Raw genomic sequence first — 25166 nt, 5'->3', positions numbered from 1 at the left:
CGCACGGTGAGCAGGGCAGGACGGGTCGTCGTCGTCGGCGGCGGGATCGGCGGGGTCACCACGGCGGCGCTCCTGGCCCGGGGCGGGGCGCGGGTGACCCTCGTCGAGCGCCACGAGCGCCTGGGCGGCCGCATGGGGGAGCTCGAGCTCGACGGCTTCCGGTTCGACACGGGGCCCTCGTGGTACTTCATGCCCGAGGTCTTCGAGCACGCCTTCGCGCTGCTCGGCGAGCGCCTCGAGGACCACGTCGACCTCGAGCTCCTCGACCCGGCCTACCGCGTGCTGCCCGAGCCGGAGGTGCCGGGGGCGCCGTCGGAGGGCTTCGACGTGGTCGCCGACCTCGAGCGCAACCTCGCGACGTTCGAGGCGATGGAGCCGGGGGCGGGGGAGGCGGTCCGCCGCTACGTCACGGCCTCCTCGCACGCCTACCGCACCGCGCTGGACCACTTCCTCTACACGACCTTCGCCCGGCCGGACCGGGCCCTGGACGCCGGCGTGCTGCGCCAGCTGCGCACCCTCGGGCCGCTGCTCACCACGACGATGGCGGACCGCATCGCCGCCACCGTCCAGCACCCCGTGCTGCGGCAGGTGCTCGGCTACCACGGCGTGTTCCTCGGCTCCTCGCCGTACCGGCTCCCGGCGCTCTACACGCTCATGAGCCACCTCGACCTCGCCGACGGCGTCCGCTACCCGCGGGGCGGCATGTACACGGTCATGGCGGCGCTGTCGGCGCTCGCCCGCCGCGAGGGCGTCGACGTGCGGACGTCCACGGAGGTCGAGGGCATCGAGGTCGACGACGCGCTGCCCTCCCTGCGCCGCCCGCGCCGCACGGGCCGGGTGCGGGGCGTGCGCCTGCGCGGCGGGGAGCTGCTGGAGGCGGACGTCGTCGTCGCCGCCACCGACCGCCACCACGCGGAGACGGCCCTGCTCGAGGAGCGGCACGCCGACCTGCCCGCGGCGGCCTGGGACGAGCGCGGGCCGGGCGTCTCGGCGCTGCTCGTCATGGCCGGCGTGCGGGGGGCGCTGCCCGAGCTGGCGCACCACACCCTGCTGTTCACGCGGGACTGGCCGGACAACTTCGAGGCCGTGCTCGGCCGGGACCGGGCCTCGGCGGTCGCCGGGCTGCGGCTGCCCGAGCCGGCCTCCGTCTACGTCTCCCGGACCACCGCCACGGACCCCTCCGCGGCGCCGGAGGGCCACGAGAACGTCTTCGTCCTCGTGCCGTTCCCGGCCGACCCCTCGCTGGGGGCCGACGCGGCCTCGCGCGCCGCCCTCGAGACGGCCGCCGACCGGTACCTGGACCAGGTCGGGTCGTGGGCGGGGGTGCCGGACCTGCGCGCGCGGGTGGTGACGCGGCGCGTCGTGACGCCGGCGGACTTCGCCCGGGACCTGTCCGCCTGGCGCGGGACGGCCCTGGGCATGGAGCACACGCTGCGGCAGTCGGCGCTGTTCCGTCCGGGCAACGCCTCGGCGCACGTGGACGGGCTGCTGCACGTCGGCGGCGGTACCGTGCCGGGCGTGGGTCTGCCGATGTGCCTCATCAGCGCGGAGCTCGTCGTGAAGCGGCTGCTCGGCGAGACCTCCGCGCGCCCCCTGCCCGCCCCGCTGCGCCCCGGCTACCTCGCGGCGGCGCTGCCGCGGGGGGAGTGGCAGCGCCAGGCGGTCGGCGCGTGAGCGTGGCCGCGGCCCCGGGGACGCGGGCGCCGGCGACGGCCGTGCGCGAGGTCCTCGCCGCGTCGCGGCCCTTCTCCTGGGTGAACACGGCCTTCCCGTTCGCCGCCGGGTACCTCATGGCGACGGGTGGCCGGGTCGACGCCACGCTCGTCGTCGGGACGCTGTTCTTCCTCGTCCCGTACAACCTGCTCATGTACGGCGTGAACGACGTCTTCGACTACGCCTCGGACCTGGCGAACCCGCGCAAGGGCGGGATCGAGGGCGGGCTGGTCGACCCCTCGCGGGCGCGGGCGGTGCACCGGCGGATCCTGCTCGCCTGCGCCGTCACGGTGCTGCCGTTCGTCGCGTACCTGCTCGCGGTCGGGTCGTGGGCCGCCGACGCGACCCTCGCCCTGGTCCTGGCGCTCGTCGTGGCGTACTCCGCCCCGCGCCTGCGGTTCAAGGAGCGCCCCGTCCTGGACTCCGCCACGAGCGCGATGCACTTCGTCGGGCCCCTGCTCTACGCGCTGGTGCTCGTCGGGGCGGACCTCGCGGCGGCGTCGACCTGGCCCGTGCTCGTGGCGTTCGTGCTGTGGGGGATGGCCTCGCACGCGTTCGGCGCCGTGCAGGACGTGCGCGCCGACCGGCAGGGCGGGATCGCCTCCGTGGCCACCGTCCTCGGGGCGCGGACGACCGTGGTGGGCGCGACCGCGGCCTACGTGCTCGCGGCGGCCGTGCTCCTCGTGCTGCCGTGGCCGGCCACCCTGGCCGCCGCGGTGCCGCTGGCGTACGCCGCCAGCACGGCCCGCTTCCTGGGCGTCCGCGACGAGGACTGCGAGCGTGCGCACGCGGGGTGGCGCACGTTCCTGTGGCTCAACCTCGTCGCCGGGGCCCTGGTGACGATGCTGCTCCTCGCCGTGGGGAGCGACGGGGGAGGACCCGCATGACCGACCTGACCGGCGCCCCCGGCGCCGTGCCCGAGGGGCACCGCTCGCCCTCCATCCGCGCCGACGAGGGCCCCGACGGCCTCGTCGTGACCCTCGCGGGCGAGATCGACGCGAGCCTGCGGCCCGTCATGGACGAGGTCGTCGAGAGCGTCGCGCGCTCGGGCGCCCACGGCGTGCTCGTCGACGCCGGCGCCCTGTCGTACATCGACTCCGTGGGGGTGTCGTTCCTCCTGCGCCTGCGCGAGCACGTCGGCGGCGGCCCCGTCCGCGTGCGCCGCGCGCCCGCCGCCCTCCTGCACGTCCTCGACATCATCGGCGCGACGAACCGCTTCGCCCTCGAGCCCTGACGTCGGACCGGTCACGGCGACGGAGGGCACCGCCCGGCCGGGCGGTGCCCTCCACCGTGGTCAGGCCTGCGTCGCCGCCAGCGCGCGCCAGGCCTCGCGGCGGGCCGCCTGCTCGACGGGGTCCGGCACGGGCAGGGACGCCAGGAGGCGCTGCGTGTAGGGGTCCTTCGGCGCGCCCAGCACCTCGTCGCCCGTCCCCTCCTCGACGAGCCGGCCCCGGTGCAGCACCGCGATGCGGTCCGCGAGCAGGTCGACGACGGCGAGGTCGTGGCTGATGAACAGGCACGCGAACCCCAGCTCGCGCTGGAGGCGGGCGAACAGGTCGAGCACGCGCGCCTGGACGGACACGTCGAGGGCGGAGGTCGGCTCGTCGGCGACGAGGAGCTCGGGGTCCAGCGCCAGCGCCCGGGCCAGGCTCGCCCGCTGCCGCTGCCCGCCGGACAGCTCGTGGGGGAACCGGTCGCCGAAGGCCGTGGGCAGCTGGACGGCGTCGAGCAGCTCGTCGACCCGCGCCCGCGCCCCGGCGAGGTCCCGCGCGCGGCCGTGCACGACGAGGGGCTCCGCCACGCACTGGGCGATGGTGAGCAGCGGGTTGAAGCTCGTCGCCGGGTCCTGGAAGACGAACCCGATGCGGCGGCGGACGGGACGCAGGCGGCGCTCGCGCACCCCGCGCATCTCGGTGCCGAGCACCTGCAGCGAGCCGCCGGTGACGGCCGTGAGGCCGGCGATGGCGCGGCCGATCGTCGTCTTGCCCGAGCCGGACTCCCCGACGAGGCCGAGGACCTCGCCCGGACGGATCGTCAGGTCGACGCCGTTCACCGCGGTGAAGCCCGGGGTGCGGAAGCGGCCGGGGTAGGTGATGCGCAGGTCACGCGCGGCGACGACGGCCTCCGGGCGGGTGCCCGCGGCGCGGTCGGGCGTCGCGGTGCCGTCGGGCGTCGCCGTGCCGGGCGCGGGCGCCGGCGCCGGCGGGCGGGGGGCCGTCGTGACGGGCTGCCGCAGGCGGGTGCCGCCCACCCGGGGCACGGCCTCGAGCAGGGCCCGCGTGTACGGGTGCTGCGCCGCCGTGAAGAGGGTGCGGACGTCCGCCTGCTCGACGACCTCGCCGGCGTACATCACCGCCACGCGGTCCGCCAGGTCGGCGACGACACCCATGTTGTGCGTGATGAGCACGACGGCGGCGCCGAACTCGTCCCGGCAGCGGCGGAGCAGGTCGAGGATCTCGGCCTGGACGGTGACGTCGAGGGCCGTGGTCGGCTCGTCCGCGATGATGACGCCGGGGTCGAGCACGAGGGCCTGCGCGATGACGATGCGCTGCTTCTGCCCGCCGGAGAACTGGTGCGGGTAGTGGTCGACGCGGTGCTCGGGGTCGGGGATGCCGACCCGGCGCAGGGCGTCGACCGCCGCCGCCCGGGCCTGCGCCCGCGAGAGGCGGCCGTGGGCCCGCAGCCCCTCGGCGATCTGCCAGCCGACGGGGAAGACCGGGTTGAGGACCGACGAGGGCTCCTGGAACACCATCGCCGCGTCGCGGCCTCGGACCTCGCGCAGGCGCGCGCCGCGGACGGTCACGACGTCCGTCGTCGTCGACCCGTCCTTGCGGCCGAGCAGGACGGCGCCCGTCGTCGTCGCCGTCCCGGGCAGGAGCTGCAGGATCGAGCGCGCCGTGACCGTCTTGCCCGAGCCCGACTCGCCCACGACGGCCAGCACCTCGCCGGCGCGGACCTGGAGGTCGACCCCGCGGACGGCCTGGACGTCGCCGCCGTCCGTCGCGAACGTCACCCGCAGGTCGCGCACGTCGACGACCGGAGGGCCGTCCGCGGGGCGCGCGCCGCCCGCCGCGCTCGTCGGGGCCTCGGTCGCGCTCATGCGGCACCTCCGTCGGTCGTGCGCGTCGCGCCGGTCGCGCCGGTGCTCGTCGTCGTGCTCGTCGTCGTGCTCGTCGTCGTGCTCGTCGTCGTGCTCGTCGTGGTGCTGGTCGTCGTGCTGCCCGCACCGCGCCGGCGGCGGCCGCCCGCGCGGCGGCGGGTGCGCAGGCGGGGGTCGGCCAGGTCGTTGAGCGACTCGCCGACGAGGGTCATGCCCAGGACGGTGAGCACGATCGCGACGCCGGGGAAGATCGACGTCCACCAGATCCCGCTCGTGACGTCGGGGATGGACTGCTGCAGGTCGTAGCCCCACTCGGCCGCCTCGGACGGCTCGATGCCGAAGCCGAGGAAGCCCAGGCCGGCGAGGGTGAGGATCGCCTCGGAGGCGTTCAGCGTGATGATGAGCGGCAGCGTGCGGGTGGAGTTGCGCAGCACGTGCCGCGTCATGATCCGGACCGGGCCCGCGCCGATGACGCGCGCGGACTCGACGAACGCCTCGGACTTCACGCGGACGACCTCGGCGCGCACGACGCGGAAGTACTGCGGGACGAACACCACGGTGATGGACACCGCCGCGGCGAGCACCCCGCCCCACAGGTCGGACTGGCCGCCGGAGATGACGATCGCGGCGACGATCGCGAGCAGCAGCGAGGGGAAGGCGTAGATCGCGTCGGCGACGACGACGAGCACGCGGTCCAGCGCGCCGCCGAGGTAGCCCGACACGAGGCCGAGCAGCACGCCGACGAAGAGCGACAGCACGAGCGCCACGACGATGACGAGGAACGCGGTGCGTGTGCCCCACACGACGCGGGAGAGCACGTCGTAGCCGCCGACGGTGGTGCCGAGCAGGTGCTCGGCGGACGGCGGCTGCTGCGCGCCGAACGCCACGTCGCCCGTGCGGAGCTGGCTGTACCCGTACGGGGCGAGCAGCGGCGCGAGCAGGGCGGTGAGCAGGAACAGGCCCGTGAGGACGAGGCCCGTGACGAGCATGCCGCGCTGCAGGCCGACGCTCGCGCGCAGCTGGTGCACGACGGGCAGCCGCTGCCAGCGGGGGGCGTGGGGCGCGGGGGGCGTCAGGTCGGGCAGGCCGGGCGCGTCGTCGCCGGGCAGTCCGGGCGGGGCGCCGGGGATGGAGACGGTCATGGGGTGGTCCTCCTGGGCGCCGGTCAGTACCGGACGCGCGGGTCGACGAGGGCGGCGACCACGTCGACGACGAAGTTGGTGACGGCGACGATGACCGCGAGCAGGGCGACGAGCCCCTGGACGGCCACGAAGTCGCGCGCGAGCAGGTACTGCACGAGCTGGAAGCCCAGGCCCTTCCACTCGAAGGTCGTCTCGGTGAGGACGGCGCCGCCGAGCAGCAGGGCGATCTGCAGGCCGATGACGGTGATGATCGGCACGAGCGCGGGGCGCCAGGCGTGGGTGCGCAGCAGGCGGCCCTCGCCCACGCCGCGCGAGCGCGCCGCCTCGACGTAGCCCGTGCCGAGGGTCGCGATGACGTTCGTGCGCACGAGGCGCAGGAACACCCCGGCCGTGAGGAGCCCGAGCGCCAGCGCCGGCAGCACGGCGTGCTCGAGCACGTCGCGGACGACCTCCCCGTCACCCGTGCTGATCGCGTCGACGAGGAACAGGCCCGTGCCCGCCCCCTCGCGCTTCATCACCAGGGTCGAGGTCGTCGTGGCGCGCCCGGCGACGGGCAGCCAGCCCAGGCCCACGGCGAAGACGAGCTTGAGCAGCAGGCCCGCGAAGAACACGGGCGTGGCGTAGGCGAGGATCGCGAGCACCCGCAGGGAGGCGTCCGTCGGCCGGTCGCGGCGGGCGGCGGCGACCCGCCCGAGCGGGATACCGACGAGGAAGGCCACGAGCAGCGCGTACACGGACAGCTCGAGCGTGGCGGCGCCGTAGGTCGTGAGGACCTCCGTGACCGGGCGACGGTCGGAGATCGTCGTGCCGAAGTCGCCGCGCAGGATGCCGCCGAGGTAGTCGCCGTACTGCACGAGGATCGGCCGGTCGTAGCCCGCCTGCGCGATGCGCTCCGCGAGCTGGGCCGGGGGGAGCCGGCCGCCCTGGGCGGCGGTGATGGGGTCGCCCGTGGCGCGCATGAGCACGAACACCGCGGTCACGAGGATGAAGATCGTGGGGAAGATGAGGAGGAACCGCACCAGCAGGTAGCGGCCCAGGCCGCCGCCGGGGGTGCGGCGCGTGCGGCGGGTGCCCGTCGCGGCGGGCTCGGCGCCGCCGGCGGCGCGGGGGTCGGGCGCCGGCGCGGGCGTCCGGTCGGTGGTCGTCGTCATGGCTCCTCGGCAGGTCCGGGCCGCGGGTCGGCCCACGGCTCCCGGCGTGACCGGGGCGGTCCCCTCGTGGAGGGGACCGCCCCGGTCCTGGTGCGGTGCCCGGCGCCGGGTGGCGCCGGTGCGGCGGGTCAGCCCTTGGAGAGCGCCCCGTAGCGGAACTTGAAGGACGCGTCGAGCGTGTCCTGCGCGCCCTCGACGTCCGGCCCCACGACGGCGACCTGCGCGCCCTGCAGGAGCGGAACGGTCGACAGGTCGGCCGCCACGAGCTCCTGGATCCGCTCGATCACGGCGGTGCGCTCGGCCTCGTCGGCCGTCGTCGCCTGCTCCAGGATCAGGTCGTTGACCTGCTGGTTCTCGTAGTGGTTCCCCAGGAAGTTCTCCAGCAGGAAGAACGGCGTGAGGTAGTTGTCGGCGTCCGAGTAGTCCGGGAACCAGCCGAGCTGGTAGGCCGGGTACACGTCCGAGGTGCGGTCCTTGGAGTACTGCACCCACTCCGTGCTCTGCAGGTTCACCGTGAACAGGCCGCTCTCCTCGAGCTGGTCCTTCACGAGCGCGTACTCGTCGGCCGAGGACGGGCCGTAGTGGTCCGGCGAGTACTGCAGGTTGAGCGCGACGGGCGTCTCGACGCCGGCCGCGGACAGGCGCTCGGCGGCGCGGTCGGCGTCGGGCGCGCCCTGGCCGTCGCCGTAGAGGCCCTGGAGCGCCGTGGTGGCGCCCGTCAGGCCCTCGGGGACGTAGGAGTACAGGGGCGTGAACGTGCCCTGGTACACCTGCTCGGACAGCGCCTGGCGGTCGACGAGGTCCGCGACGGCCTGCCGGACGGCGAGCGCCTTGGCCGGGTCGGCCTCGGGCGTGGTGCCGCCGTAGGGCTGCGTGTCGAAGTTGAAGACGATGTAGCGGATCTCGCCACCGGGGCCGTCGACGACCTGCACGCCGTCGTCCTCGCGCAGGTCCGCCACGTCCGTGCTCGACAGGGAGCGGTACGCCACGTCGACGTTGCCCTCCTGGACGTCGAGCTTGAGGTTCGAGGACTCCGCGTAGTAGGCGACGTCGACGGTCTCCGTCTTCGGCGCGCCCAGCAGGCCCTGGTACGCGTCGTTCGCCGCGTACGAGACGAGCTCGTTCTGGGTGTAGTCCGCGATCGTGTACGGCCCGGCGAAGGGCTCGCCCGCGACGATGTCCGCGTCCGGGGTCAGCGCGTCGGCGGCGAAGACGTCCTCGTCGACGATGGGGCCCGCGGGGCTCGACAGGATCTGGGGGAAGACCTGGTCGTTCTCGCTCTTGAGCGTGAACACGACCGTCGTGTCGTCCGGCGCCGCGACGCTCTCGAGGTTGTACAGCAGCGAGCCGGGGCCGTTGCCGCCGTCGGCGCCCGAGGCGAAGATCGCGAGCTGCCGGTCGAACGTGAACTTCACGTCCGAGGAGGTCAGCTCGTTGCCGTTGGCGAAGGTCAGCCCCGGCTTGAGGGTGACCGTGTACTCCGTCGGGCTCGTGAACTCCGCCTGCTCGGCGATGTCCGGCTCGACGTCCGGGGAGCCCAGCGGGGTGTTCATGAGGAACGGGTAGACCTGGTTCATCACGGCGAAGGAGCCGTTGTCGTACGAGCCGGCCGGGTCGATCGTCGTGATCTTGTCCGTGGTGCCGATGGTGAGGCTGCTGCCGCTGCCGCCGCCCTCGGCGCCGCCGTCCGTGCCGGACCCGCCGTCGTCCCCGCCGCCGCACGCGGCGAGGCCGAGCGTGAGGGCCGCGGCCCCTGCCGTGAGCGCCCCTGCACGTCGGCGCCTGTTCGCGGATGCCATCCGCCACCTCTTCCTGTTTCCTGCGGGTGCGCGCGGCGGGGGCCTGCCCCGTCCGGGCGCAGGCCTGGACGCGCCCGGGACGGGCGCGTGCGCTACCCCACCACGTCGTGTTTACCGGAGCGTAACCGGTCGATCACGAACGGGTCTCGGGCCGTCCTGGTCGACGCCCGCGCCGGGGTCAGGCGCCGCGGGGCACGAGGCCGCCGCTCACCCAGGTGCGGATCGCCTCCGCGTCCGGCCCGCGCAGCTCCATCCGGGCGCCCTGGCACAGCCCGACGACGTGGTCCGCCCAGGTGCGGGCGATCCGGTCGACGCCCGGCCGGGCCGCGAGGTCGAGCCCCGCGTAGAGGAGGCCGGACACCACGGCGTTCACGGAGCCGCGGCCGATGGACTGGCCGGCGGCCTGGCAGGCGTCGCGGACGCGGCGCGCGGTCTCGGCCCGCTCGAAGGGCGCGTGGGCGACGTCGTCGGCCAGCGCCTGCAGGAGCGAGCGGTACCGGTCGGGGGCGAGGTTCGGGATGTCCGTGACCTCGACGACCTGGCGCTGCAGCGGCGGCAGGTCCACGGGCGCGGCGCCGGGCAGGTCCGCCTCGCTGAAGCGGCGCGGGTCCCAGACGAACCCGGCGGCGCCGGACAGCTCGGGGACGGCCGCGTGCAGCCACCCGAGGAAGCTGCCCGTGCCGCCCCAGTCCGCGGCGAGCGAGGGGTCCGCGGCCGCGGCGGCCTGCGCGACGTTGCCGCCGTTCAGCGGCCGGTCGGCCTGCCGGACGAGGCGCAGCACCGCGCGACGGGCCGGGGAGGGGACGGCCGCGGCGGCGGGAGCGGCGGCCCCGGGGGCGGGGGCTGCCGGTGCGGCGGCCGGGGCGGCGTCGGTCCCGGCACCGGGGACCGTGCCGGTGCCCACGACGGCCTCGGGGGCGGGGCCCGTCGTGCCGCCACCGCGGCGGCCGCCGCGGGAGCGGCCGGAGCCGGAGCCGGAGCCGGAGCCGGAGCCGTTGGACGCGGGGGCCGTGCCGGGCGCCGCGGACCCCGTGGACGCGGCCGGCGCCGTCGTGAGGACCGGCACCTCCGGCTCGGGCGGCTGCACGAGCTCGACGAACTCGTCCGCCGTCACGACGGTGTCGGCCACCGCGCGGTAGGCGCTCGCGGCCGGGCCGGCGGTGACGATGGTCACGCGGCGGTCGGCCGCGCGGCACCGCAGGGCGAGCGGGGTGAAGTCGGCGTCGGCGGAGAGGATGACGAACTCGTCGTACCGGGTCGGCGCGTCGAGCGCGTCGACGGCGTCGAGGACGAGGTTGATGTCGGCGCTGCTCTTGCCCTGCTGGGTGAGCGACGGGCAGTCGACCACGGAGAACCCGGCCCGCGTGAAGTTGGGCCGGAACTGCGAGAACGCGGACGGGTTGAGGTAGCAGGCACGGACGAGGAAGCGGCGCTCGTAGTCGCCGTCGGCGTCCGTGCCCTGCCCGAGCTGGGCGAGCCAGTCGCCGGGGTGGGAGGCGAAGGCCTCGGCCGCGCGCGGGTCGAGGCGCTGCAGGCCGAGGTAGACGTTGTCGAAGTCGACGAAGAGGGCGCAGCGGTGGCGGCGCAGGGCCGGGGCGCTGTCGAGGACGGTCACCCGCGCCATCCTGCCCTCGTCCGAGCGATGGTGCCGCAACCTACGGTGCCGTAACCTCGGGGCATCCGTTCGTTCGAGCACCCGCTCGAGACCCAGGCTGGGAAGTCGCCCCGAGACCGGGAGGGCCTCCCTTGGCCGTGTCCGCACCCGTCCCCGCCGTCGCCCCGGACGCCACCGGCGTCCGTCCGACGCGTCCCCGTCGCGAGGGGTCCGGCCGCACCGCCGCGGTCGGCTCCTACAGCGCCCTGTCGCAGGCGGTCCGCGAGGCCGGCCTGCTGCGGCGCGCCTACGGGTTCTACGGCGGGCTGCTCGCGGTGCTGACGCTCCTGCTCGGCGGGCTGGTGACGGCCTTCGTGCTCCTGGGCGACTCGTGGTTCCAGCTCCTCGTCGCCGGGGGTCTGGGGCTCGTGCTCACGCAGTTCGCCTTCGTCGCCCACGAGGCCTCGCACCGCCAGGTGCTCGCCTCCGGCAAGGGCAACGACCGGCTCGGCCGGGTGCTGGCCAACGGCGTCGTCGGGATCAGCCACTCCTGGTGGATGACGAAGCACAACCGCCACCACGCCAACCCGAACCAGGTGGGCCGCGACCCGGACATCGAGCAGGACACGGTGTCGTTCCTCGAGGCCGACGCCGGCGCACGCCGCGGGCCGCTGCGCGTCCTGACGCGCGTCCAGGGGTGGGCGTTCTTCCCGCTGCTGACGCTCGAGGGCCTGAACCTCCACGCCGTGTCGCTGCGGAGCCTGCTGTCGGCGCCGAAGAGCAAGGACCGGACGATCGAGCTCACGGTCCTCGTCGTGCGGATCGCCGCCTACCTCGCCGTGATCGTCTGGGCGCTGCCGCTCGGCCTGGCCGCCGCCTTCCTCGGCGTGCAGCTCGCCGTGTTCGGCGTGTACATGGGCGCGTCCTTCGCGCCGAACCACAAGGGCATGCCGCTCGTGCCGGCCGGCGTCTCCCTCGACTTCCTGCGCAAGCAGGTCCTCACCTCGCGCAACATCCGCGGCGGCGTCTGGATGAGCACCCTCATGGGCGGCCTCAACCACCAGGTCGAGCACCACCTCTTCCCGAGCATGCCGCGCCCGCACCTCGCCGCCGCGCGCCGGCTCGTGCGCGAGCACTGCGCCCGCGAGGGCGTCCCGTACACGGAGACGAGCCTCGTGCGGTCCTACGCGATCGTCGTCGCCTACCTCAACCGGGTCGGCCTGGCCGCCCGCGGGCCCTTCGAGTGCCCGATGCTGGCGACGATGCGCTGAGCACCCCGGCCCGCGGGCCGCACGTCACGGCCGTCGCGTCCCCCGGGCGCGGCGGCCGTCGTCGTGCCCGTCCCACCCCGCCGGCGCGGCCGGTCGGGTCGGCGGCGACGACCGGTCCGCCGGTCGGCGTCGCACTTCGCCGTCGGAGGGGCACCTGCAGGTGCGACGCCGACGGCGGAGTGCGACGCCGACGTCTCCACCCGAGGCCGCCGGCGGAGGTGGGCCGGTCAGCCGGCCGGGACGAGGGTGGCGCGGCCCGCCTCGAGGTCGAGGAGGTGCCGCTTGCGGCCCGGGCCGCCGGCGTAGCCCGTGAGCGAGCCGTCGGAGCCGACGACGCGGTGGCACGGCACGACGATGCTCAGCGGGTTCCGGCCGTTGGCCATGCCGACGGCGCGGACGGCGGCGGGCCGCCCGATGTGCGTGGCGAGGCGGCCGTAGGACCACGTCGTGCCGTAGGGGATCTGCGCCAGCCCGGCCCACACCTCGCGCTGGAAGTCCGTGCCGGCGGCGGCGGTCGGCAGGTCGAAGTCCCGGCGGCGGCCGGCGAACCACGCGTCGAGCTGGCGGGCGGCCTCGTCGAGGACGGAGCCCGTGCCGGGGCCGGCGAGCCGGGTGCCGAAGCGGGTGCGGTCCGGGGCCGGGCGGTGGTCGACCATGTAGACGCCGACGAGGTGCCCGGCGGTGGGCCCCTCGTCGCCGGCGACGAGGGTGAGCGGGCCGACGGGGGAGTCGACGACGAGGTGGCTCATGCGGGCACCGGGTCCTCTCGGTCTGACGGGTGGGCGGGGACGAAGCCGGACGGCGGGGCGACCTGCCCCGGGAGCGCGTTGACGGCGTGCGGGGACAGCGCCCAGAGGTGCTGGACGGCGTAGGCGCGCCAGGGGGCCCAGGCCGCGGCGGCCCGCTCGAGGGCGCGCGGCGCGTCGGGCAGGCCGAGGAGCCGGGCGGAGGCGCGGACGCCGAGGTCGCCGACGAGGAACGCGTCGGGGTCGCCGAGGGCGCGCATCGCGATGGTGCCGACCGTCCAGGGGCCGATGCCGGGCAGCGCGGTCAGGGCGGCCTCGGCGGCGCGGCGGTCGGCGCCGGCGTCGAGGACCACGCGGCCGTCGGCGAGGGCGGCGGCGAGACCGGCGAAGGTCCGCTGCCGGCTGGCGGGGACGCGCAGGACGCCGGCGGCCTCGTCGGGACGGGCGGCGAGCTCGGCAGCCGAGGGGAACAGGTGCGTGAGTCCGCCGGCGGGGTCGGCGACCGGCGTCCCGAGCGCGGCGACGAGGCGGGCGGCGTGCGTGCGGGCCGCGGCGGTCGAGACCTGCTGCCCGAGCACCGCGCGCAGCGCCATCTGCTCCGGGTCGAGGTGGTGCGGCACGCGCCGGCCGGGCACGGCCTCGACGAGGGGCCGCAGGTGCGGGTCGCGGGCCAGCGCCTCGTCGACGGCGACGGGGTCCGCGTCGAGGTCGAGCAGGCGACGGGTGCGCCGGACGGCCGCCGGCAGGTCGCGCACGTCGGCGAGGTGGAGCGTCACGGGCACGTGGTCGTCGGCGGGGGCGTGCACCGCGACGACGCCCCAGGCGTGCGGCAGCCGGACCGTGGAGCGGTAGGCGCCGTCGCGGTACTCCTCCACGCCGGGGACGGCGGTCGCGACGAGGTGGCCGAGCAGGTTCGACGGCTCGAGCGGGGCGCGGAACGCCAGGCGGAGCGCGAGCGTGGCGGTGCGGGCGCCGGTGCCGCCGGTGCCGCCGGCCCCGCCGGTCGCCGGGCCGGCGGGGCGGTCACCCGGGGCGGCGGCGCGCGCCGGGGACGGTCCCGCGCCCGGTGCGGCGCCCGTCCCGGTCCGCGCGGCGGCGCGCAGCGCGGTCGGCGTGGTCCCGTACGTGGCCTGGAGGACCTCGTTGAACGACCGTACCGAGGAGAAGCCGGCCGCGAACGCGACGTCGGCCATCGGCAGGTCGCTGGACTCGACGAGCGTCCGCGCGGTCTGGGCGCGCTGCGCCTGGGCGAGCGCCAGCGGCCCGGCCCCGAGCTCGGCGCGCAGCAGCCGCTCGAGCTGCCGGACGCTGTAGCCCAGGGCGGTCGCGAGCGCGGGGACGCCGTCGCGGTCGACGACGCCGTCCGCGACGAGCCGCACCGCCCGCGCGACCGTGTCCGTGCGCACGTCCCACTCGGGGGAGCCCGGGGCGGCGTCGGGGCGGCAGCGCTTGCACGCGCGGAACCCGGCGCCCTGGGCGGCGGCGGCGCTGGGGAAGAAGCGCGAGTGCTCCGGCCGCGGGGTGCGCGCGGGGCACGACGGGCGGCAGTAGATGCCCGTCGACGTGACCGCGTGCACGAAGCGGCCGTCGAACCGGGGGTCCCGGCTGGCGACGGCCTCGCGGGCGGCGTGGTCGGTGAGCACGGGCCCATCCTCGCCCCGCGCGAGGGGCGGTGCTGGCAGGAAAACGACACGGCGGTCGGCCGTCCCGCCTGGGGGGAGGGCCGACCGCCGCCGACCGCGCGCCGGGTGCCGGGGCTCAGCCGCCGATCGTCGTGCCGGCCGCGACCGTGCCGGGGGAGCCCTCGGCGCGGACCGTGGCGTCGCCGCGCGCGACCACCCCGGCCTCGAACGTCCAGTCGCCGCGGACGGTGAGGGACGTCGCCTCCCGCAGCGAGGGCGGGCCGGCGGGGAAGCGCTGGTCGAAGCGGCCGACCGTCTTGTAGACCTTGTCGAGGTCGACGAGCGGGGCCTTCTCCACGGCGAGCCGCAGCGTCCGGGCCTCCGTCAGCCGGTACGCGTCGGAGCGGACGAGCAGCAGGTCGTTCGTCGTCTTGACGGGCAGGAAGCGCTCGCGGCCGACGACGATCGCGGTGGAGCCCTCGAAGACCTCGATCGCGGCCCCCATGGCGGTCTCGACCTGGAACACCTCCGGGGAGTCGGCGTCGGTGGGGTCGACGGTCTTCGTGTTGCGGATGAGCGGCAGGCCCAGCACCGCGCCACGGCTCTCGAGCGCCGCCGCGATCTGCTCGAGGTCGAACCACAGGTTGTTCGTGTGGAAGAACGGGTGGCGGTGCTCGTCGGTGAAGAAGTCCATCTCCTCGTCGGCCGTCTGCGCCGTGTCGCGGAGGATGAGCCGGCCGTCGGCCTTCCGGACGGCGAGGTGCCCGCCCTTGCGGTCGGCGGCGGTGCGGCGGCACAGCTCGGCGGCGTAGGGGGCGCCCGACGCGGCGAACCAGCCGGCGATCGTCGGGTCCGGCGCGGCGCCGAGGTTGTCGGAGTTCGACACGCTGGCGTACCGGAACCCGGCGTCGAGCAGCTTCCGCAGCACGCCGGAGGCCAGCAGCGCGGTGTAGAGGTCGCCGTGGCCGGGCGGGCACCACTCGAGCGTGGGGTCGGCGGGCCACGACACCGGCGTGAGGTCGGACGTGAGGAGCTTGGGCTCCTGGTTCTGCAGGAAGTCCAGCGGCAGGTCGTCGACCGCGAGGTCCTCGTGGCGCGCGAGCGCGGCGAGCGTGTCCTCCCGGGTGCGGAACGAGTTCATGAGGACGAGGGGCAGGCGGACGCCGTGGGTGCGCCGCACGTGCTGCACCTGCTCGACGATGAGGTCGAGGAACGAGCGGCCGTCGCGCACGGGGAGCAGCGACTTGGCCTTGTCCATGCCCATCGAGGTGCCGAGGCCGCCGTTGAGCTTGAGGACCGCGGTGCGGGCCAGGGCCTCGTGGGCGGCCGCCTCGTCGACCTGCACGTCCGCGAGGCGCGGGGGGTCCAGGAGGGGCTCGATGGTGCTCTCGCGGATGAGGCCCGTGGCCCCCGCCTCGAGCTCGCGGTAGTAGTGGGAGAAGACCTCGATCGCGGTGGGCGCCACGCCCGCCGCCCGCATCTTGTCCCGGGCCAGCCGGAGTCCGGTGTCGCTCATGGGGCCGATCGTAGGGGCGGGGGCGGGGTCCGCCCCGCCCGCCCGGTCAGCGGACGCGCGCGCCCGCGGGGCCGGCGACGGCGACGAGGAACGCGGGCGCCGCGAAGCCGTGGGCCGCGAACGCCTCCGCCACGGCGGCGGACACCGTGGGGGCGGAGCCGGCCTCGACGAGGGCGATCGCCGAGCCGCCGAAGCCGCCGCCGGTCATGCGGGCGCCCAGGGCGCCCGCGGCACGGGCCGCCTCGACCGCGACGTCGAGCTCGGGGCAGGTGACCTCGTAGTCCACGCGGAGCGACTCGTGCGAGGCGTCCATGAGGTGCCCGACGTCGCGGACCCGGCCCTCGCGCACGAGCGCGGTGAAGTCCTCGACGCGGGCGATCTCCGTGACGACGTGGCGGACCCGGCGGCGCACCACCTCGTCGTCGAGGGCCTCGAGCGCCGTGGCGAGGTCGTCGACCTCCCGCAGGCTCGTGACGCCGAGCGTCGCGGCGGCGGCCTCGCAGGTCGCGCGCCGCTCGGCGTACTGGCCGTCGTTGAGGGAGTGCGGCGCGCGCGTGTCGATGACGAGCAGCTCCAGACCGGCGCTCTCGAGGTCGAAGGGGACCTGCTCGACGGAGCCGTCGCGGGTGTCGAGGAGCAGCGCGTGCCCGGCGTGCGACCGCAGCGACGCGGCCTGGTCCAGGCCGCCGGTGTTCGCGCCCGCGACCTCGTTCTCCGTGCGGATGCAGGCCTGGACGAGGCGGGAGCGGCCCGCGTCGTCGCCCCCGAGACCGAGGCCGAACGTCTCGTCGAGCGCGAGCGCGACCGCGCACTCGATGGCGGCCGACGAGGACAGGCCGGCCCCGAGCGGCACGCAGGAGGCGACCGCGGCGTCGAAGCCGCCGAGCGCGTGCCCCTCCTGCGCCAGCGCCCAGGCCGGTCCGCCCGCGTAGGCGACCCAGCCCCGCACCGCGCCGGGGGCGATGGCGCCCCGGGCGCCGGACCACACGTCCTCGGGCGCGAGGTCGCTGACGAGCCGCACGTCCTCGTCCTCCCGGCGCGCCAGCGCGACGAAGGTGCGGTGCGGGAGCGCGATCGGCAGGCAGAGGCCGGCGTTGTAGTCCACGTGCTCACCGATGAGGTTGACGCGGCCGGGCGAGGCCCAGACGCCGTCGGGCTCGGTGCCGTACGTCGCCCGGAACAGGTCGGCGGCCCGCCCGGCGCCCTCGGCGTCGGTCCAGGCGGGCTGCGGGTCGGTGCTCACGGGCGTGCTCACGGCTGGCGGGCTCCTGCGTCGGCGGGGGAGGTCGGGCGGCGCGCCCGCGTGCGCGAGGAGCCTAGTGGGCGGGTCCCGGTCGGGTCGGCGCAGGGCCGGCGTGACGTGGACACCCCTGGGAATCCGGCGCCGGAGCGGGTACTTGTCCTGTCGTGACCACCGTGCGCCCCCTGCCCGTCCGACCCGGCCCGGCGCCCCGTGTCCGCCTCCCGGTGCCCTACACGGCCCAGCCCGTGCGCCGGTTCCTCGCGACGGAGGCGGGCGGCGCGTCCCTGCTGCTCGGTGCGACCCTCGTCGCCCTCGTGTGGGCCAACCTCCCGGGCGGGACGTACGAGGCGTTCTGGCACGTCGAGGCGGGCCTGCGGCTCGGGTCGGACGAGCTGGCGCTCGACCTGCGGCACTGGGTGAACGACGGGCTCATGGCGCTGTTCTTCCTCGCCGTCGGGCTCGAGATCAGCCGCGAGGTCAGCGTCGGGGAGCTGCGGGACCCCCGGGCCGTCGTGGTCCCGGCCCTCGGCGCCCTCGGCGGGCTCGCGCTGCCCGCCCTGCTCTACCTGCTGGTCAACCCCTCGGGCCCCGAGGCGGTCGGGTGGGGCATCCCCATGTCGACGGACACGGCCTTCCTCGTCGGGGTGCTGGCCCTCTTCGGGCCGCGGTGCCCGGACCAGCTGCGCCTGTTCCTCCTCACGCTCGCGATCGTGGACGACATCGGCGCCGTGACCGTGATGGCCGTCTTCTACACCGAGCGCGTGTCCGTGCCGGCGCTCGTCGTCTCCGCGCTGCTCGTCGTCGTGCTCGGCGCGCTGCGCTGGGCGCGGGTGTGGCAGCTGCCGCCCTACGTGCTCGTGGGCCTGGCGCTGTGGTGCGCCGTCCTCGCCTCCGGGGTGCACCCCACCCTCGCCGGCGTCCTCGTCGGGGTGCTCGTGCCGGCGGCCCGGGTCGACCCCGCGCAGGGCGACCGGTTCCGCGCGTTCGGGCGGGCGCTCGTCGAGCGGGCGGACCCCCGGCGGGCGCGGCTGGCGACGTCCGCCGCCCGGGCGGCGGTGCCGGCGAACGACCGGCTCCAGGCCGCGCTGCACCCGGTCAGCGCCTACGTCGTCGTCCCGGTCTTCGGCCTCGCCAACGCCGGCGTGCTCCTGGACCCCGAGACCCTGCGGCGTGCGGCGGGGTCGTCCGTGACGCTGGGGGTCGTGCTGGCGCTCGTCGTCGGCAACGCGGTGGGCATCTCCGTCGCGGCCGGCGTCGCGCTGCGCACGGGGATGGGGCGGCTGCCGGGGCGGGTGCGGTACGGGCACCTCGTCGGGGGCGCGATGCTCGCGGGGATCGGCTTCACGATCTCCCTGTTCATCACCGACCTCGCCTTCGAGGACCTGGCGCTGCGCGACGAGGCGAAGATCGGGGTGCTGGTCGGCTCGTTGCTGGCGGCCGTGCTCGGGTCGCTCGTCCTGCGGTTCCTCGGCGAACGGTCCCCGCTGTGCTCCGTCGACGAGGCCGAGGCGCCGCCCGAGCTGCCGACGGGCCCGTGGCGCGACCCCTCGCTCGTCGACGCGTAGCGGGTCCGGCGGCCGAGGGACGGCGGCGGGTCAGGTCGGCAGGCCGAGGGCCGTGCGCAGGGCGTGCAGCTCGAGGGGACCGGTGTAGCGGTGCCCGTCGACGAGGAGCGTCGGCGTGCCCCGCACCCCGGCGGCGACGCCGGAGCGGTAGTCGGCCTCGACGTCCGCGCGGTGGTGCTGGACGGCGGCGCCGGTGAGCCCGGTGAGCCCCAGGCGCGCGCCGTGGGCGTCGAGGTCGGCGTCGGTCAGACGGTCCTGGTGGCGCAGGAGGACCTCCTGCAGCTCCCAGAACCGCTCGCCGGCCGCCTCCGCCGCGAGCGCGGCGGTGAGCGCGAAGGGGTGCCGGGTGAACAGCGGGAAGTGCCGCCACACCAGACGCAGCCCGCCGCGCGAGGTGTCGACGAGCTCGCGGAGGACCGGGGCGGCGGCCGCGCAGTAGGGGCACTCCAGGTCGCCGTACTCGACGAGCGTGAGCGGGGCGTCCCGGTCGCCGTACACGTGCCGGTCCAGGTCGACCGGTCGGGCCTCGGCAGGGGCGGCGGGCGCGTCCACGCCCGACACCGTAGAGGACGGCGGAGGACGGCGGAGGACGGCGGAGGACGGCGGGGGACGGCCCTGAGCCGCGTCCCTCGCGGGACCGGTCGACGACAGAGGGCCGGCACCCGTGGGTGCCGGCCCTCGCCGGTGCTGCCGGGCCGCCACGCGGCCCGGGGAGAGTCAGCGGACCGTGTCGTCCTCGTCCGGCCCGGCCGGGCGGACGCCGGGCTCGAGCTGGGACTCGTCCGGTCCGGGGCCCGTGTCCTGGGGACCGGTGCCGTCCGGGACGTTCGTCGGGGGACCGGCCGGGGCCGGGCCGGGTCCGGGGGTGGGCTGCGTGCCGCTCATGGTGCCCTCCGTGGTCGTGCGTGGTGGTGCGGGTCGTGTGCGCAGCGGTGTCAGCGACCGCGCTTCGTCACGCGGCCGAGCAGCTGCTTGGCCTTGGCCTGGTTCTGGGGCTTGGCCATCTCGCGCTGGATGATGCGGGCGGCCTGGAGCGCGACGCCGCTCTTGAGCAGCTTGCCGATCGATGCCATGGGTCCGTCCCTCCTCTCGTCCCGGGGGGCCGGTCCCGCCCGGGGGTGGCCGTGCTGGGACCCCGACCCTACGCGCGGCCGGCACCCCCCGCGACCGGGACCGATCCGGCCACGAGGGTGTCACGAGTGCGTCACGGCGGTCCCGGGCGGCGGGCGGCGACCCTACGGTCGACGGGTATGACGACCCTCGAGGTGCCCAGCCCCGACCCCCTGCCCCGCCGCGTCGCCGGGGACGCCGCACCCGGTCCTGCGTCCGGTCCTGCGTCCGGTCCTGCGTCCCGTGCCGTGCTCGTCCCCGGCCCGCTGCCCGTGCGCCCGTCCGCGGGGCGGGCCGTGCGACGTGCGGTGCGACGGGGCGGGCTCGCGCTCGGCGTGGTCGCGCTGCTGCTCGCGGGCTGCACGGCCGGGCAGGGGGACGGCTCCGGCGGGTCGCAGGCCGCGGAGGACGCCGCCGCGGGACCCGAGGGCGGGGGCGAGGCCGCCGACGTCGCCCCGGGGACGGACGGCGGGGCCGCGGCAGTCGCGGACGCCGACCGGCAGGTGGTGCAGACGGGGCAGGCCTGGCTCACGGCCCAGGACCCCGCCGCGGCGGCGGACGGGGTCGTCGTGCTCGTCGAGGGGCTCGGCGGGCGGGTCGACGACCGGCACGTCGTCGCCGGCGGGGGCGAGGGCGCCGGCCCGGGGTCGGCGTCCCTCGTCGTGCGCGTGCCCGCCGACCGGCTGACCGACGCGCTCGACGGCCTGGAGCGGCTGGGCGAGGTGACGGAGCAGACGGTCGCGGCACGCGACGTCACGGGGACGGCGCAGGACCTCGACGCCCGCGCCCGCGCCCTGCGGCTGTCCGTGGCGCGGATGGAGGACCTGCTGGCCCGGGCGAGCACCTCGTCGGACCTCGTCGAGGCCGAGCGGGCGCTCACGGAGCGGCAGTCCGAGCTCGAGAGCCTGGAGGCGCAGCGCGCGCGGCTGGCGGAGGAGGTCGCCCTGTCGACCCTCACGGTGACGGTGTCCGCACCCGGGGAGGTCCCGGCTGCGACCGGCCCCGCCACCTTCGCCGACGGGGTCGGCACGGGCTGGGCGGCGCTCGGACGTGTGGTGGAGGTCGCGCTCGTCGTCCTCGGCGTGCTGCTGCCGTGGGCCGGTGCCGTGGCGCTCGTCGCGGTCGGCGTGGTCGCGGTGGCGCGCGCCCTGCGCCGGCGGGGTCCCCGGACGCCGCCGGGGCCGCCGGCCGACGCCCCCGGGCCGCAGCGGGAGACGGTCGACGCCTGACGACGGGGACGCCGTGGCGAGCGGGGTGCCGGGGCGCGCGCACGCGACTAGCGTCGGCGGGGTGACCAGCACCGTCGACGACGCGACCGCCCACGGCTCCCTCACGACGGAGGCCGTGACGCTCCCCGGGGTGCGCCCGGCGGACCCGCCGACGCACATGGTGCCGGGCCGCCTCTGGCACGGCGGGTGCCCCGTCGACTTCGACGCCGCCCGTGCCCTCGGCATCACGGCCGTCGTGGACGTCGCCGACGCCGACGCGCACCCGCCGGCGGGCGCCACGGACGGGCTGCTCTACCTCAAGTCGCCGCTCGTGGACGGCGACGACCTGCCGGACACGGGGCTCACCCTGCGGCTCGCGGCGCTCGTCGCCGGGCTCGTCGACGACGGGCACGTGGTGCTCGTGCACTGCACCTTCGGCCGCAACCGCTCGGGGCTGCTCGTGAGCCTCGTCGTGCGGGAGCTCCTCGGGCTCAGCGGCGCCGAGGCGCTGCGCCACGTGCAGGAGCGCCGTGAGGGCACGGTGAACAACGCGGCCTTCGCCGCATGGCTGCGCGGCCTGCCCGCCCCGGGCGGCGTCGTGCCCCGCCCGGTGCGGGCCGCGGGCACGCCCGGCTGAACCCCGGCCGGACCCCGGCCGCGCCGGTCCCGCCGCCGGGGCCGTCAGAGCGGCGTGCGCCAGTCGGCGACCGCGGGGGCGAGCCAGCCGAGGTCGCGGCCCTGGCGGCGGTCGTCCCAGAGCCGGAACGCGACGCCCCCGAGGAGCGCGATCCGGTCGAGCACGACCCGCCCCTCCCACGCGCGCACGTCGTGGCCGTACGCGCGGCAGAAGTCGAGGTAGGTCACCGGGTCGATCTCGCCGGCGTCGGCGCGGCGGGCGGCGCTCGACAGGTCGTACTCGCGCGGCCCGCGGGCGGCGAAGTCGAGGTCGATGAGCAGGTGCCGGCGGCCGTGGCGCAGCACGTTCATCGGCGAGACGTCGCCGTGGACGGCCCCGACGCCGAGCGGCAGGTGCAGCGTCGACAGCTCGTCGAGCAGCGTGTCGCGCGCCGCGAGCAGCACGTCGGCGGCGCCCTCCGGCAGGCCCGCGAGCTGCGGCTCCAGGCGACGCAGCGGCACCCACGTCGGCAGGTCGGCGTGCGCGTGCGCGGCGTGGAAGCGGCGCAGGAGACGGCCGGTGGCGGCCCAGTCCGCCGTCCCCGTCGCGACGAGCCACGGCTGCACGCTGACGACGCCCCACGAGGTGACGACCGGCGCGGCCACGGGCAGCACCGCCGTGCGCGAGCCGGCCAGCGCGTCGGCGACGCGGGCGACGTGCCCGGGGTCCGTGCCCGGGGCGAAGACCTTCACGGCGTACGCGCCGGCCCGCAGCACGACGGTGGTGAGCGCCGACACGACCTGGGGGTCGGGCAGGTGCAGGTCGAGGGCGAGACGCGCCTCGTCGAGGGCGAGCAGCGCCTCGGCGGCCCCCCAGCTCGCCGCCGGCAGGGGCAGGGGGTCGGGGGCGCCGACGAGGGCGCGCAGCGAGGGCGTCGCGAAGGGGTCCGCCACCGGCGCCGCGTGGGGCGCGGGGGCGGGGACGACGGGCGCGTCGACGGAGACGACGTCGAGGGACACAGGGGACTCCCGGCGGGACGTGGGTGCACGGCTTGCCACCGCACGACGCCGCGAGACCGAGGACCGCGACCGGGTTGGACCTGGAGGATAGATCGGCACCAGCCGGGCACGGATGAACCCGTTCGGGTGAGGTTCTCGGGCAGCCGGGTGACATCGCGCACCGGTGGCGCATGACGGACGCCGCGGCCGGCGGCAGACACCCGGCGTCGGCCCGTGCCACGGTGGTGCCCGTGAGCGACGCCCGCCCCTCCGCCGACCCGTCGGCCGGCCTGTTCCCCGGCCGGGTCTTCGTCTCCACGGTGCTCGACGCGCTGGAGACGAAGACGACGATGTCCAGCCGGCTGGCGCGGCGGTTCGTCCAGCGCGCCGCGATGGCCGGCTTCCTCATCGGGCTCTTCTACGTCACGCACTACGCGGTGGTGGCGGCCTTCGACGCGGTCGCCCTCGGCGACGGCGTCACGCTGCGCACGATCGGCCGCCTCGTCGGGGCCGTCTCGTTCGGCTGGGCGCTCGTCTTCATCTACTACACGAAGTCCGAGCTGCTCACCTCGAACATAATGATCGTGACGGTGGGTGCCTACCACCGGCGCACCGGGTGGGGCCGCGCGCTGCGGCTGCTGGGGCTGTGCTACCTCGGCAACCTGCTCGGCGGGCTCGTCGTCGCCGTGCTGCTGCGGTTCTCCACGCTCACGGAGGGCGCGGTCATGGCCGAGATGGTCGCGGCCGTCGAGCACAAGACGGCCTACGTCGCCGACGGCGCGGCCGGCTGGGGCGACCTGTTCGTGCGTGCCGTCCTGTGCAACTTCTGCATCAACGTGGCGATGCTCCTCGTCTACAACGGGCTCATCGCCGACACCCTGACGAAGTGCCTCGTGATGATCACCTCCGTGTTCGTCTTCGCCTTCCTCGGGCTCGAGCACTCCGTGGCGAACACCGTGCTGTTCGCCGTGGTGGGGCTGCGGGAGGGCGTGGACCCCGCCCTGGCCGCGGGGAACGTGGCGCTGGCGCTGCTCGGCAACTTCGTCGGCGGGGGGCTGCTCGTCGGGCTCGCGTACTCCTACGTCAACGACGAGCGTGGCTGGCGGGCGGGGACCGGCGGGGACGCGCGCGGCTGACGAGCGGGGGCCGCCGCGTTCACCCGACCGTCGCCGGGCGGACGCCCACCGGACGCCGGGCGGCCGTCGCGTGCTCACCGGCGGTGCCTACGGTCGCAGGACGTGCCCGCGCCGGGCCCGGACGCCCGCGGCGGGAGGGACGCCGCCCGCGTCCGCCGGCACCGGGGCCCGCCGGTGCTGCGGCGGTCCCACCGGGTGCGGCCGGATCCCGTGCAGGGGCGGGACGCCGGCGGCCGGCCCGGACGGACGCGAGACGCGCCGTCCGGGCCGCTGTCGTGCCCGCAGCCGGCACCGGGACCGAGGCCGCGGACGGACGCTGCAGCGGTGGCCCCGGCACGCCGTCGCGAGGCGGTGGCCGGCGGCGTGCCGACGCGCCGGTGCAGCGTCCCTCCACGGCGGCGTCGACGGGACCCGGCTGCCGGCGTCAGGTCGCGGTCGCCGGGGCCGGCGCGGCTAGCATCGGGGGCGTGGTGGAGCCCGTGCCCGGCGACGGCCGCGCGGAGGGCTGCGAGCCCCTGCGCCCCGGGGGCGAGCCACGACCGGGGCGCGGGAACGGTGCGTCCGACGACGACCACCGCCCCGGCCCCGACGGCCCGCCCCGGCACGGACCCGCGGGCGCGGCGGGGGCCGACGCGGAGGCCGCCCCGGCGGCGCGGCGGTCGGCGGGGCACGGGCACGGGCACGCGGACGGGCGCCCGCACCCCCACGCGCACACCCACTCCCACGCGCACGGCACGGCGACCGGCCGGCACCGGCGGCGGCTCGTCGCGGTCCTGGCGATCACGCTCGGCGTCGTCGGCGTGCAGGTGGTCGGCGGCCTCGTGTCGGGGTCGCTGGCGCTGCTCGCCGACGCGGGCCACATGCTCACCGACGCGGCGGGCATCGCGATCGCGCTGGGCGCCGTCGCGCTCGCGGCCCGGCCCGCCACCACCACGCGCACCTTCGGCTGGCAGCGGGCGGAGGTCCTCGCGGCGATGGTGAACGCGCTGCTGCTCGGCGCGCTGGCGGTGTGGGTGGTCGTCGAGGCGGTGCGGCGCTGGTCGGACCCGCCCGCGGTCGGCACGGGCGTCATGCTCGCCGCGGCCGGTGCCGGGGCGGTGGCGAACCTCGTCTCCCTGCGCCTGCTGCACGGCGGGCGCGCGGAGAGCCTGAACCTGCGGGGCGCGTACCTCGAGGTCCTCGGGGACCTGCTGGGGTCGGTCGCGGTCCTCGTGGCCGGGGCCGTCGTGGCGCTGACGGGGTGGGCGCGGGCGGACGTCGTGGCGTCCGTCGTCATCGGGGTGCTCATCCTGCCCCGGGCCTGGTCGCTGCTGCGCGAGACCCTCGACGTGCTGCTGGAGGCGACACCCCGCGGGATCGACCTCGACGCCGTGCGGCAGCACATCCGCGGCGTCCCGGGCGTCCTGGACGTGCACGACCTGCACGCCTGGACCATCACGAGCGGGGTGCCCGCGCTGTCGGCGCACGTCGTCGTGGACGAGGAGTGCCTCGTCGAGGGGCGCAGCGGCGTGGTGCTGGACGCGCTGTCCGAGTGCCTCGGCGGGCACTTCGACACCTCCCACTGCACGTTCCAGCTCGAGCCCGTGGGCCACGGCGCGCACGAGGCCGCCCACCACCCCTGACGGCCGGCCTCCCG

At 76.7% G+C, this 25166-nt stretch carries 22 protein-coding genes; 9 read left to right on the top strand and 13 right to left on the bottom strand.

Annotated features, from left to right (window positions below):
• Positions 1–6 precede the first annotated feature (6 nt).
• From crtI to EJA20_RS01560, 3 genes are read left to right on the top strand one after another with little or no spacing between them, the layout of a single operon-like run.
• Complete coding sequence (gene crtI, locus EJA20_RS18550) at positions 7–1674, top strand: phytoene desaturase family protein (RefSeq protein WP_164983794.1); 1668 nt, start codon at positions 7–9, stop codon at positions 1672–1674.
• Positions 1675–1715: 41 nt separating this feature from the next.
• Positions 1716–2600 (top strand): prenyltransferase, encoded by an 885-nt coding sequence (locus tag EJA20_RS01565; protein WP_129336499.1) that lies wholly within the window; start codon positions 1716–1718, stop codon positions 2598–2600.
• The gene (locus tag EJA20_RS01560; RefSeq protein ID WP_129336426.1) at positions 2597–2947 is read left to right on the top strand and encodes an STAS domain-containing protein; all 351 of its coding nucleotides are present in this window, start codon (positions 2597–2599) and stop codon (positions 2945–2947) included. The genes EJA20_RS01565 and EJA20_RS01560 overlap by 4 nt, the downstream gene beginning before the upstream one ends.
• Positions 2948–3007: 60 nt before the next feature.
• Here EJA20_RS01560 and EJA20_RS01555 read toward each other — a convergent pair whose 3' ends face one another.
• The 5 genes from EJA20_RS01555 to EJA20_RS01535 form a co-directional block, all read right to left on the bottom strand.
• A complete protein-coding gene (locus tag EJA20_RS01555) occupies positions 3008–4813 on the bottom strand; it encodes a dipeptide ABC transporter ATP-binding protein (RefSeq protein WP_129336425.1) in 1806 nt (601 codons plus the stop codon).
• Positions 4810–5802, bottom strand: coding sequence for an ABC transporter permease (locus tag EJA20_RS01550; protein WP_420836394.1), 993 nt, complete (start codon positions 5800–5802; stop codon positions 4810–4812). Before EJA20_RS01550 ends, EJA20_RS01555 begins: the two co-directional genes overlap by 4 nt.
• Positions 5803–5978: 176 nt before the next feature.
• Positions 5979–7106 carry an ABC transporter permease gene (locus EJA20_RS01545; protein WP_129336424.1) on the bottom strand — a complete coding sequence of 376 codons (1128 nt, stop codon included), beginning with the start codon at positions 7104–7106 and terminating at the stop codon, positions 5979–5981.
• Positions 7107–7234: 128 nt separating this feature from the next.
• On the bottom strand, positions 7235–8905 hold the full coding sequence (locus EJA20_RS01540) for an ABC transporter substrate-binding protein (protein WP_129336423.1): 1671 nt from the start codon (positions 8903–8905) through the stop codon (positions 7235–7237).
• Positions 8906–9083: 178 nt separating this feature from the next.
• Positions 9084–10520: an NYN domain-containing protein gene (locus tag EJA20_RS01535; protein WP_164983793.1), complete on the bottom strand. Its 1437-nt coding sequence runs from the start codon at positions 10518–10520 to the stop codon at positions 9084–9086.
• Between the two features lie 137 nt (positions 10521–10657).
• Between EJA20_RS01535 and EJA20_RS01530 the strand changes: the two genes are divergently transcribed.
• Entirely contained in the window at positions 10658–11770 is a 1113-nt protein-coding gene (locus tag EJA20_RS01530; protein ID WP_129336421.1) for a fatty acid desaturase family protein, read from the top strand.
• Positions 11771–11997: 227 nt separating this feature from the next.
• Here EJA20_RS01530 and EJA20_RS01525 read toward each other — a convergent pair whose 3' ends face one another.
• The 4 genes from EJA20_RS01525 to galK form a co-directional block, all read right to left on the bottom strand.
• Positions 11998–12519: a methylated-DNA--[protein]-cysteine S-methyltransferase gene (locus tag EJA20_RS01525; RefSeq protein ID WP_129336420.1), complete on the bottom strand. Its 522-nt coding sequence runs from the start codon at positions 12517–12519 to the stop codon at positions 11998–12000.
• Positions 12516–14159, bottom strand: coding sequence for an AlkA N-terminal domain-containing protein (locus tag EJA20_RS01520; RefSeq protein WP_129336419.1), 1644 nt, complete (start codon positions 14157–14159; stop codon positions 12516–12518). Before EJA20_RS01520 ends, EJA20_RS01525 begins: the two co-directional genes overlap by 4 nt.
• Before the next feature lie 115 nt (positions 14160–14274).
• A complete protein-coding gene (locus EJA20_RS01515; protein ID WP_129336418.1) occupies positions 14275–15654 on the bottom strand; it encodes a UTP--glucose-1-phosphate uridylyltransferase in 1380 nt (459 codons plus the stop codon).
• 46 nt (positions 15655–15700) lie between these two features.
• Positions 15701–16909 (bottom strand): galactokinase, encoded by a 1209-nt coding sequence (galK, locus tag EJA20_RS01510; RefSeq protein WP_129336417.1) that lies wholly within the window; start codon positions 16907–16909, stop codon positions 15701–15703.
• 152 nt (positions 16910–17061) lie between these two features.
• On the opposite strand from galK, the gene nhaA reads away from it, so the two are divergent.
• Positions 17062–18462: a Na+/H+ antiporter NhaA gene (nhaA, locus tag EJA20_RS01505; protein ID WP_240674874.1), complete on the top strand. Its 1401-nt coding sequence runs from the start codon at positions 17062–17064 to the stop codon at positions 18460–18462.
• A 30-nt stretch (positions 18463–18492) separates the two neighbouring features.
• Here the strand turns inward: nhaA and EJA20_RS01500 are convergent, their stop codons facing one another.
• The 3 genes from EJA20_RS01500 to EJA20_RS18540 form a co-directional block, all read right to left on the bottom strand.
• Positions 18493–19014: a DsbA family protein gene (locus tag EJA20_RS01500; RefSeq protein ID WP_240674872.1), complete on the bottom strand. Its 522-nt coding sequence runs from the start codon at positions 19012–19014 to the stop codon at positions 18493–18495.
• Positions 19015–19179: 165 nt separating this feature from the next.
• Entirely contained in the window at positions 19180–19347 is a 168-nt protein-coding gene (locus EJA20_RS18545) for a hypothetical protein (RefSeq protein WP_164983792.1), read from the bottom strand.
• Between the two features lie 50 nt (positions 19348–19397).
• On the bottom strand, positions 19398–19535 hold the full coding sequence (locus tag EJA20_RS18540; protein WP_164983791.1) for a hypothetical protein: 138 nt from the start codon (positions 19533–19535) through the stop codon (positions 19398–19400).
• Between the two features lie 177 nt (positions 19536–19712).
• Here EJA20_RS18540 and EJA20_RS01495 point away from each other — a divergent pair, with 177 nt between their 5' ends.
• Entirely contained in the window at positions 19713–20801 is a 1089-nt protein-coding gene (locus EJA20_RS01495; protein ID WP_129336416.1) for a DUF4349 domain-containing protein, read from the top strand.
• Positions 20802–20862: 61 nt separating this feature from the next.
• The gene (locus EJA20_RS01490) at positions 20863–21417 is read left to right on the top strand and encodes a protein-tyrosine phosphatase family protein (RefSeq protein WP_129336415.1); all 555 of its coding nucleotides are present in this window, start codon (positions 20863–20865) and stop codon (positions 21415–21417) included.
• A 44-nt stretch (positions 21418–21461) separates the two neighbouring features.
• Here the strand turns inward: EJA20_RS01490 and EJA20_RS01485 are convergent, their stop codons facing one another.
• Entirely contained in the window at positions 21462–22415 is a 954-nt protein-coding gene (locus EJA20_RS01485; RefSeq protein WP_129336414.1) for an aminoglycoside phosphotransferase/kinase family protein, read from the bottom strand.
• Between the two features lie 230 nt (positions 22416–22645).
• Here EJA20_RS01485 and EJA20_RS01480 point away from each other — a divergent pair, with 230 nt between their 5' ends.
• Both EJA20_RS01480 and EJA20_RS01475 read left to right on the top strand, forming a co-directional pair.
• Positions 22646–23530 (top strand): formate/nitrite transporter family protein, encoded by an 885-nt coding sequence (locus EJA20_RS01480; RefSeq protein WP_240674869.1) that lies wholly within the window; start codon positions 22646–22648, stop codon positions 23528–23530.
• Positions 23531–24045: 515 nt separating this feature from the next.
• The gene (locus EJA20_RS01475; protein WP_129336496.1) at positions 24046–25152 is read left to right on the top strand and encodes a cation diffusion facilitator family transporter; all 1107 of its coding nucleotides are present in this window, start codon (positions 24046–24048) and stop codon (positions 25150–25152) included.
• Positions 25153–25166: the final 14 nt, after the last annotated feature.

Source organism: Cellulomonas endophytica (assembly GCF_004123805.1).
Lineage (GTDB): Bacteria > Actinomycetota > Actinomycetes > Actinomycetales > Cellulomonadaceae > Cellulomonas > Cellulomonas endophytica.
Note: the sequence above shows the minus strand (reverse complement) of the source record. Positions and strands in the feature narration are given on the sequence as shown.

Bases quoted from the DNA above. Each gene is read 5' to 3' on its own strand.
- EJA20_RS18540 (WP_164983791.1), bottom strand. From the start codon at position 19,535: ATGGCATCGATCGGCAAGCTGCTCAAGAGCGGCGTCGCGCTCCAGGCC.
- EJA20_RS01560 (WP_129336426.1), top strand. From the start codon at position 2,597: ATGACCGACCTGACCGGCGCCCCCGGCGCCGTGCCCGAGGGGCACCGC.
- EJA20_RS01545 (WP_129336424.1), bottom strand. From the start codon at position 7,106: ATGACGACGACCACCGACCGGACGCCCGCGCCGGCGCCCGACCCCCGC.
- EJA20_RS18545 (WP_164983792.1), bottom strand. From the start codon at position 19,347: ATGAGCGGCACGCAGCCCACCCCCGGACCCGGCCCGGCCCCGGCCGGT.
- EJA20_RS01555 (WP_129336425.1), bottom strand. From the start codon at position 4,813: ATGAGCGCGACCGAGGCCCCGACGAGCGCGGCGGGCGGCGCGCGCCCC.
- EJA20_RS01525 (WP_129336420.1), bottom strand. From the start codon at position 12,519: ATGAGCCACCTCGTCGTCGACTCCCCCGTCGGCCCGCTCACCCTCGTC.
- EJA20_RS01495 (WP_129336416.1), top strand. From the start codon at position 19,713: ATGACGACCCTCGAGGTGCCCAGCCCCGACCCCCTGCCCCGCCGCGTC.
- EJA20_RS01540 (WP_129336423.1), bottom strand. From the start codon at position 8,905: ATGGCATCCGCGAACAGGCGCCGACGTGCAGGGGCGCTCACGGCAGGG.
- EJA20_RS01550 (WP_420836394.1), bottom strand. From the start codon at position 5,802: ATGCTCGTCACGGGCCTCGTCCTCACGGGCCTGTTCCTGCTCACCGCC.
- EJA20_RS01515 (WP_129336418.1), bottom strand. From the start codon at position 15,654: ATGAGCGACACCGGACTCCGGCTGGCCCGGGACAAGATGCGGGCGGCG.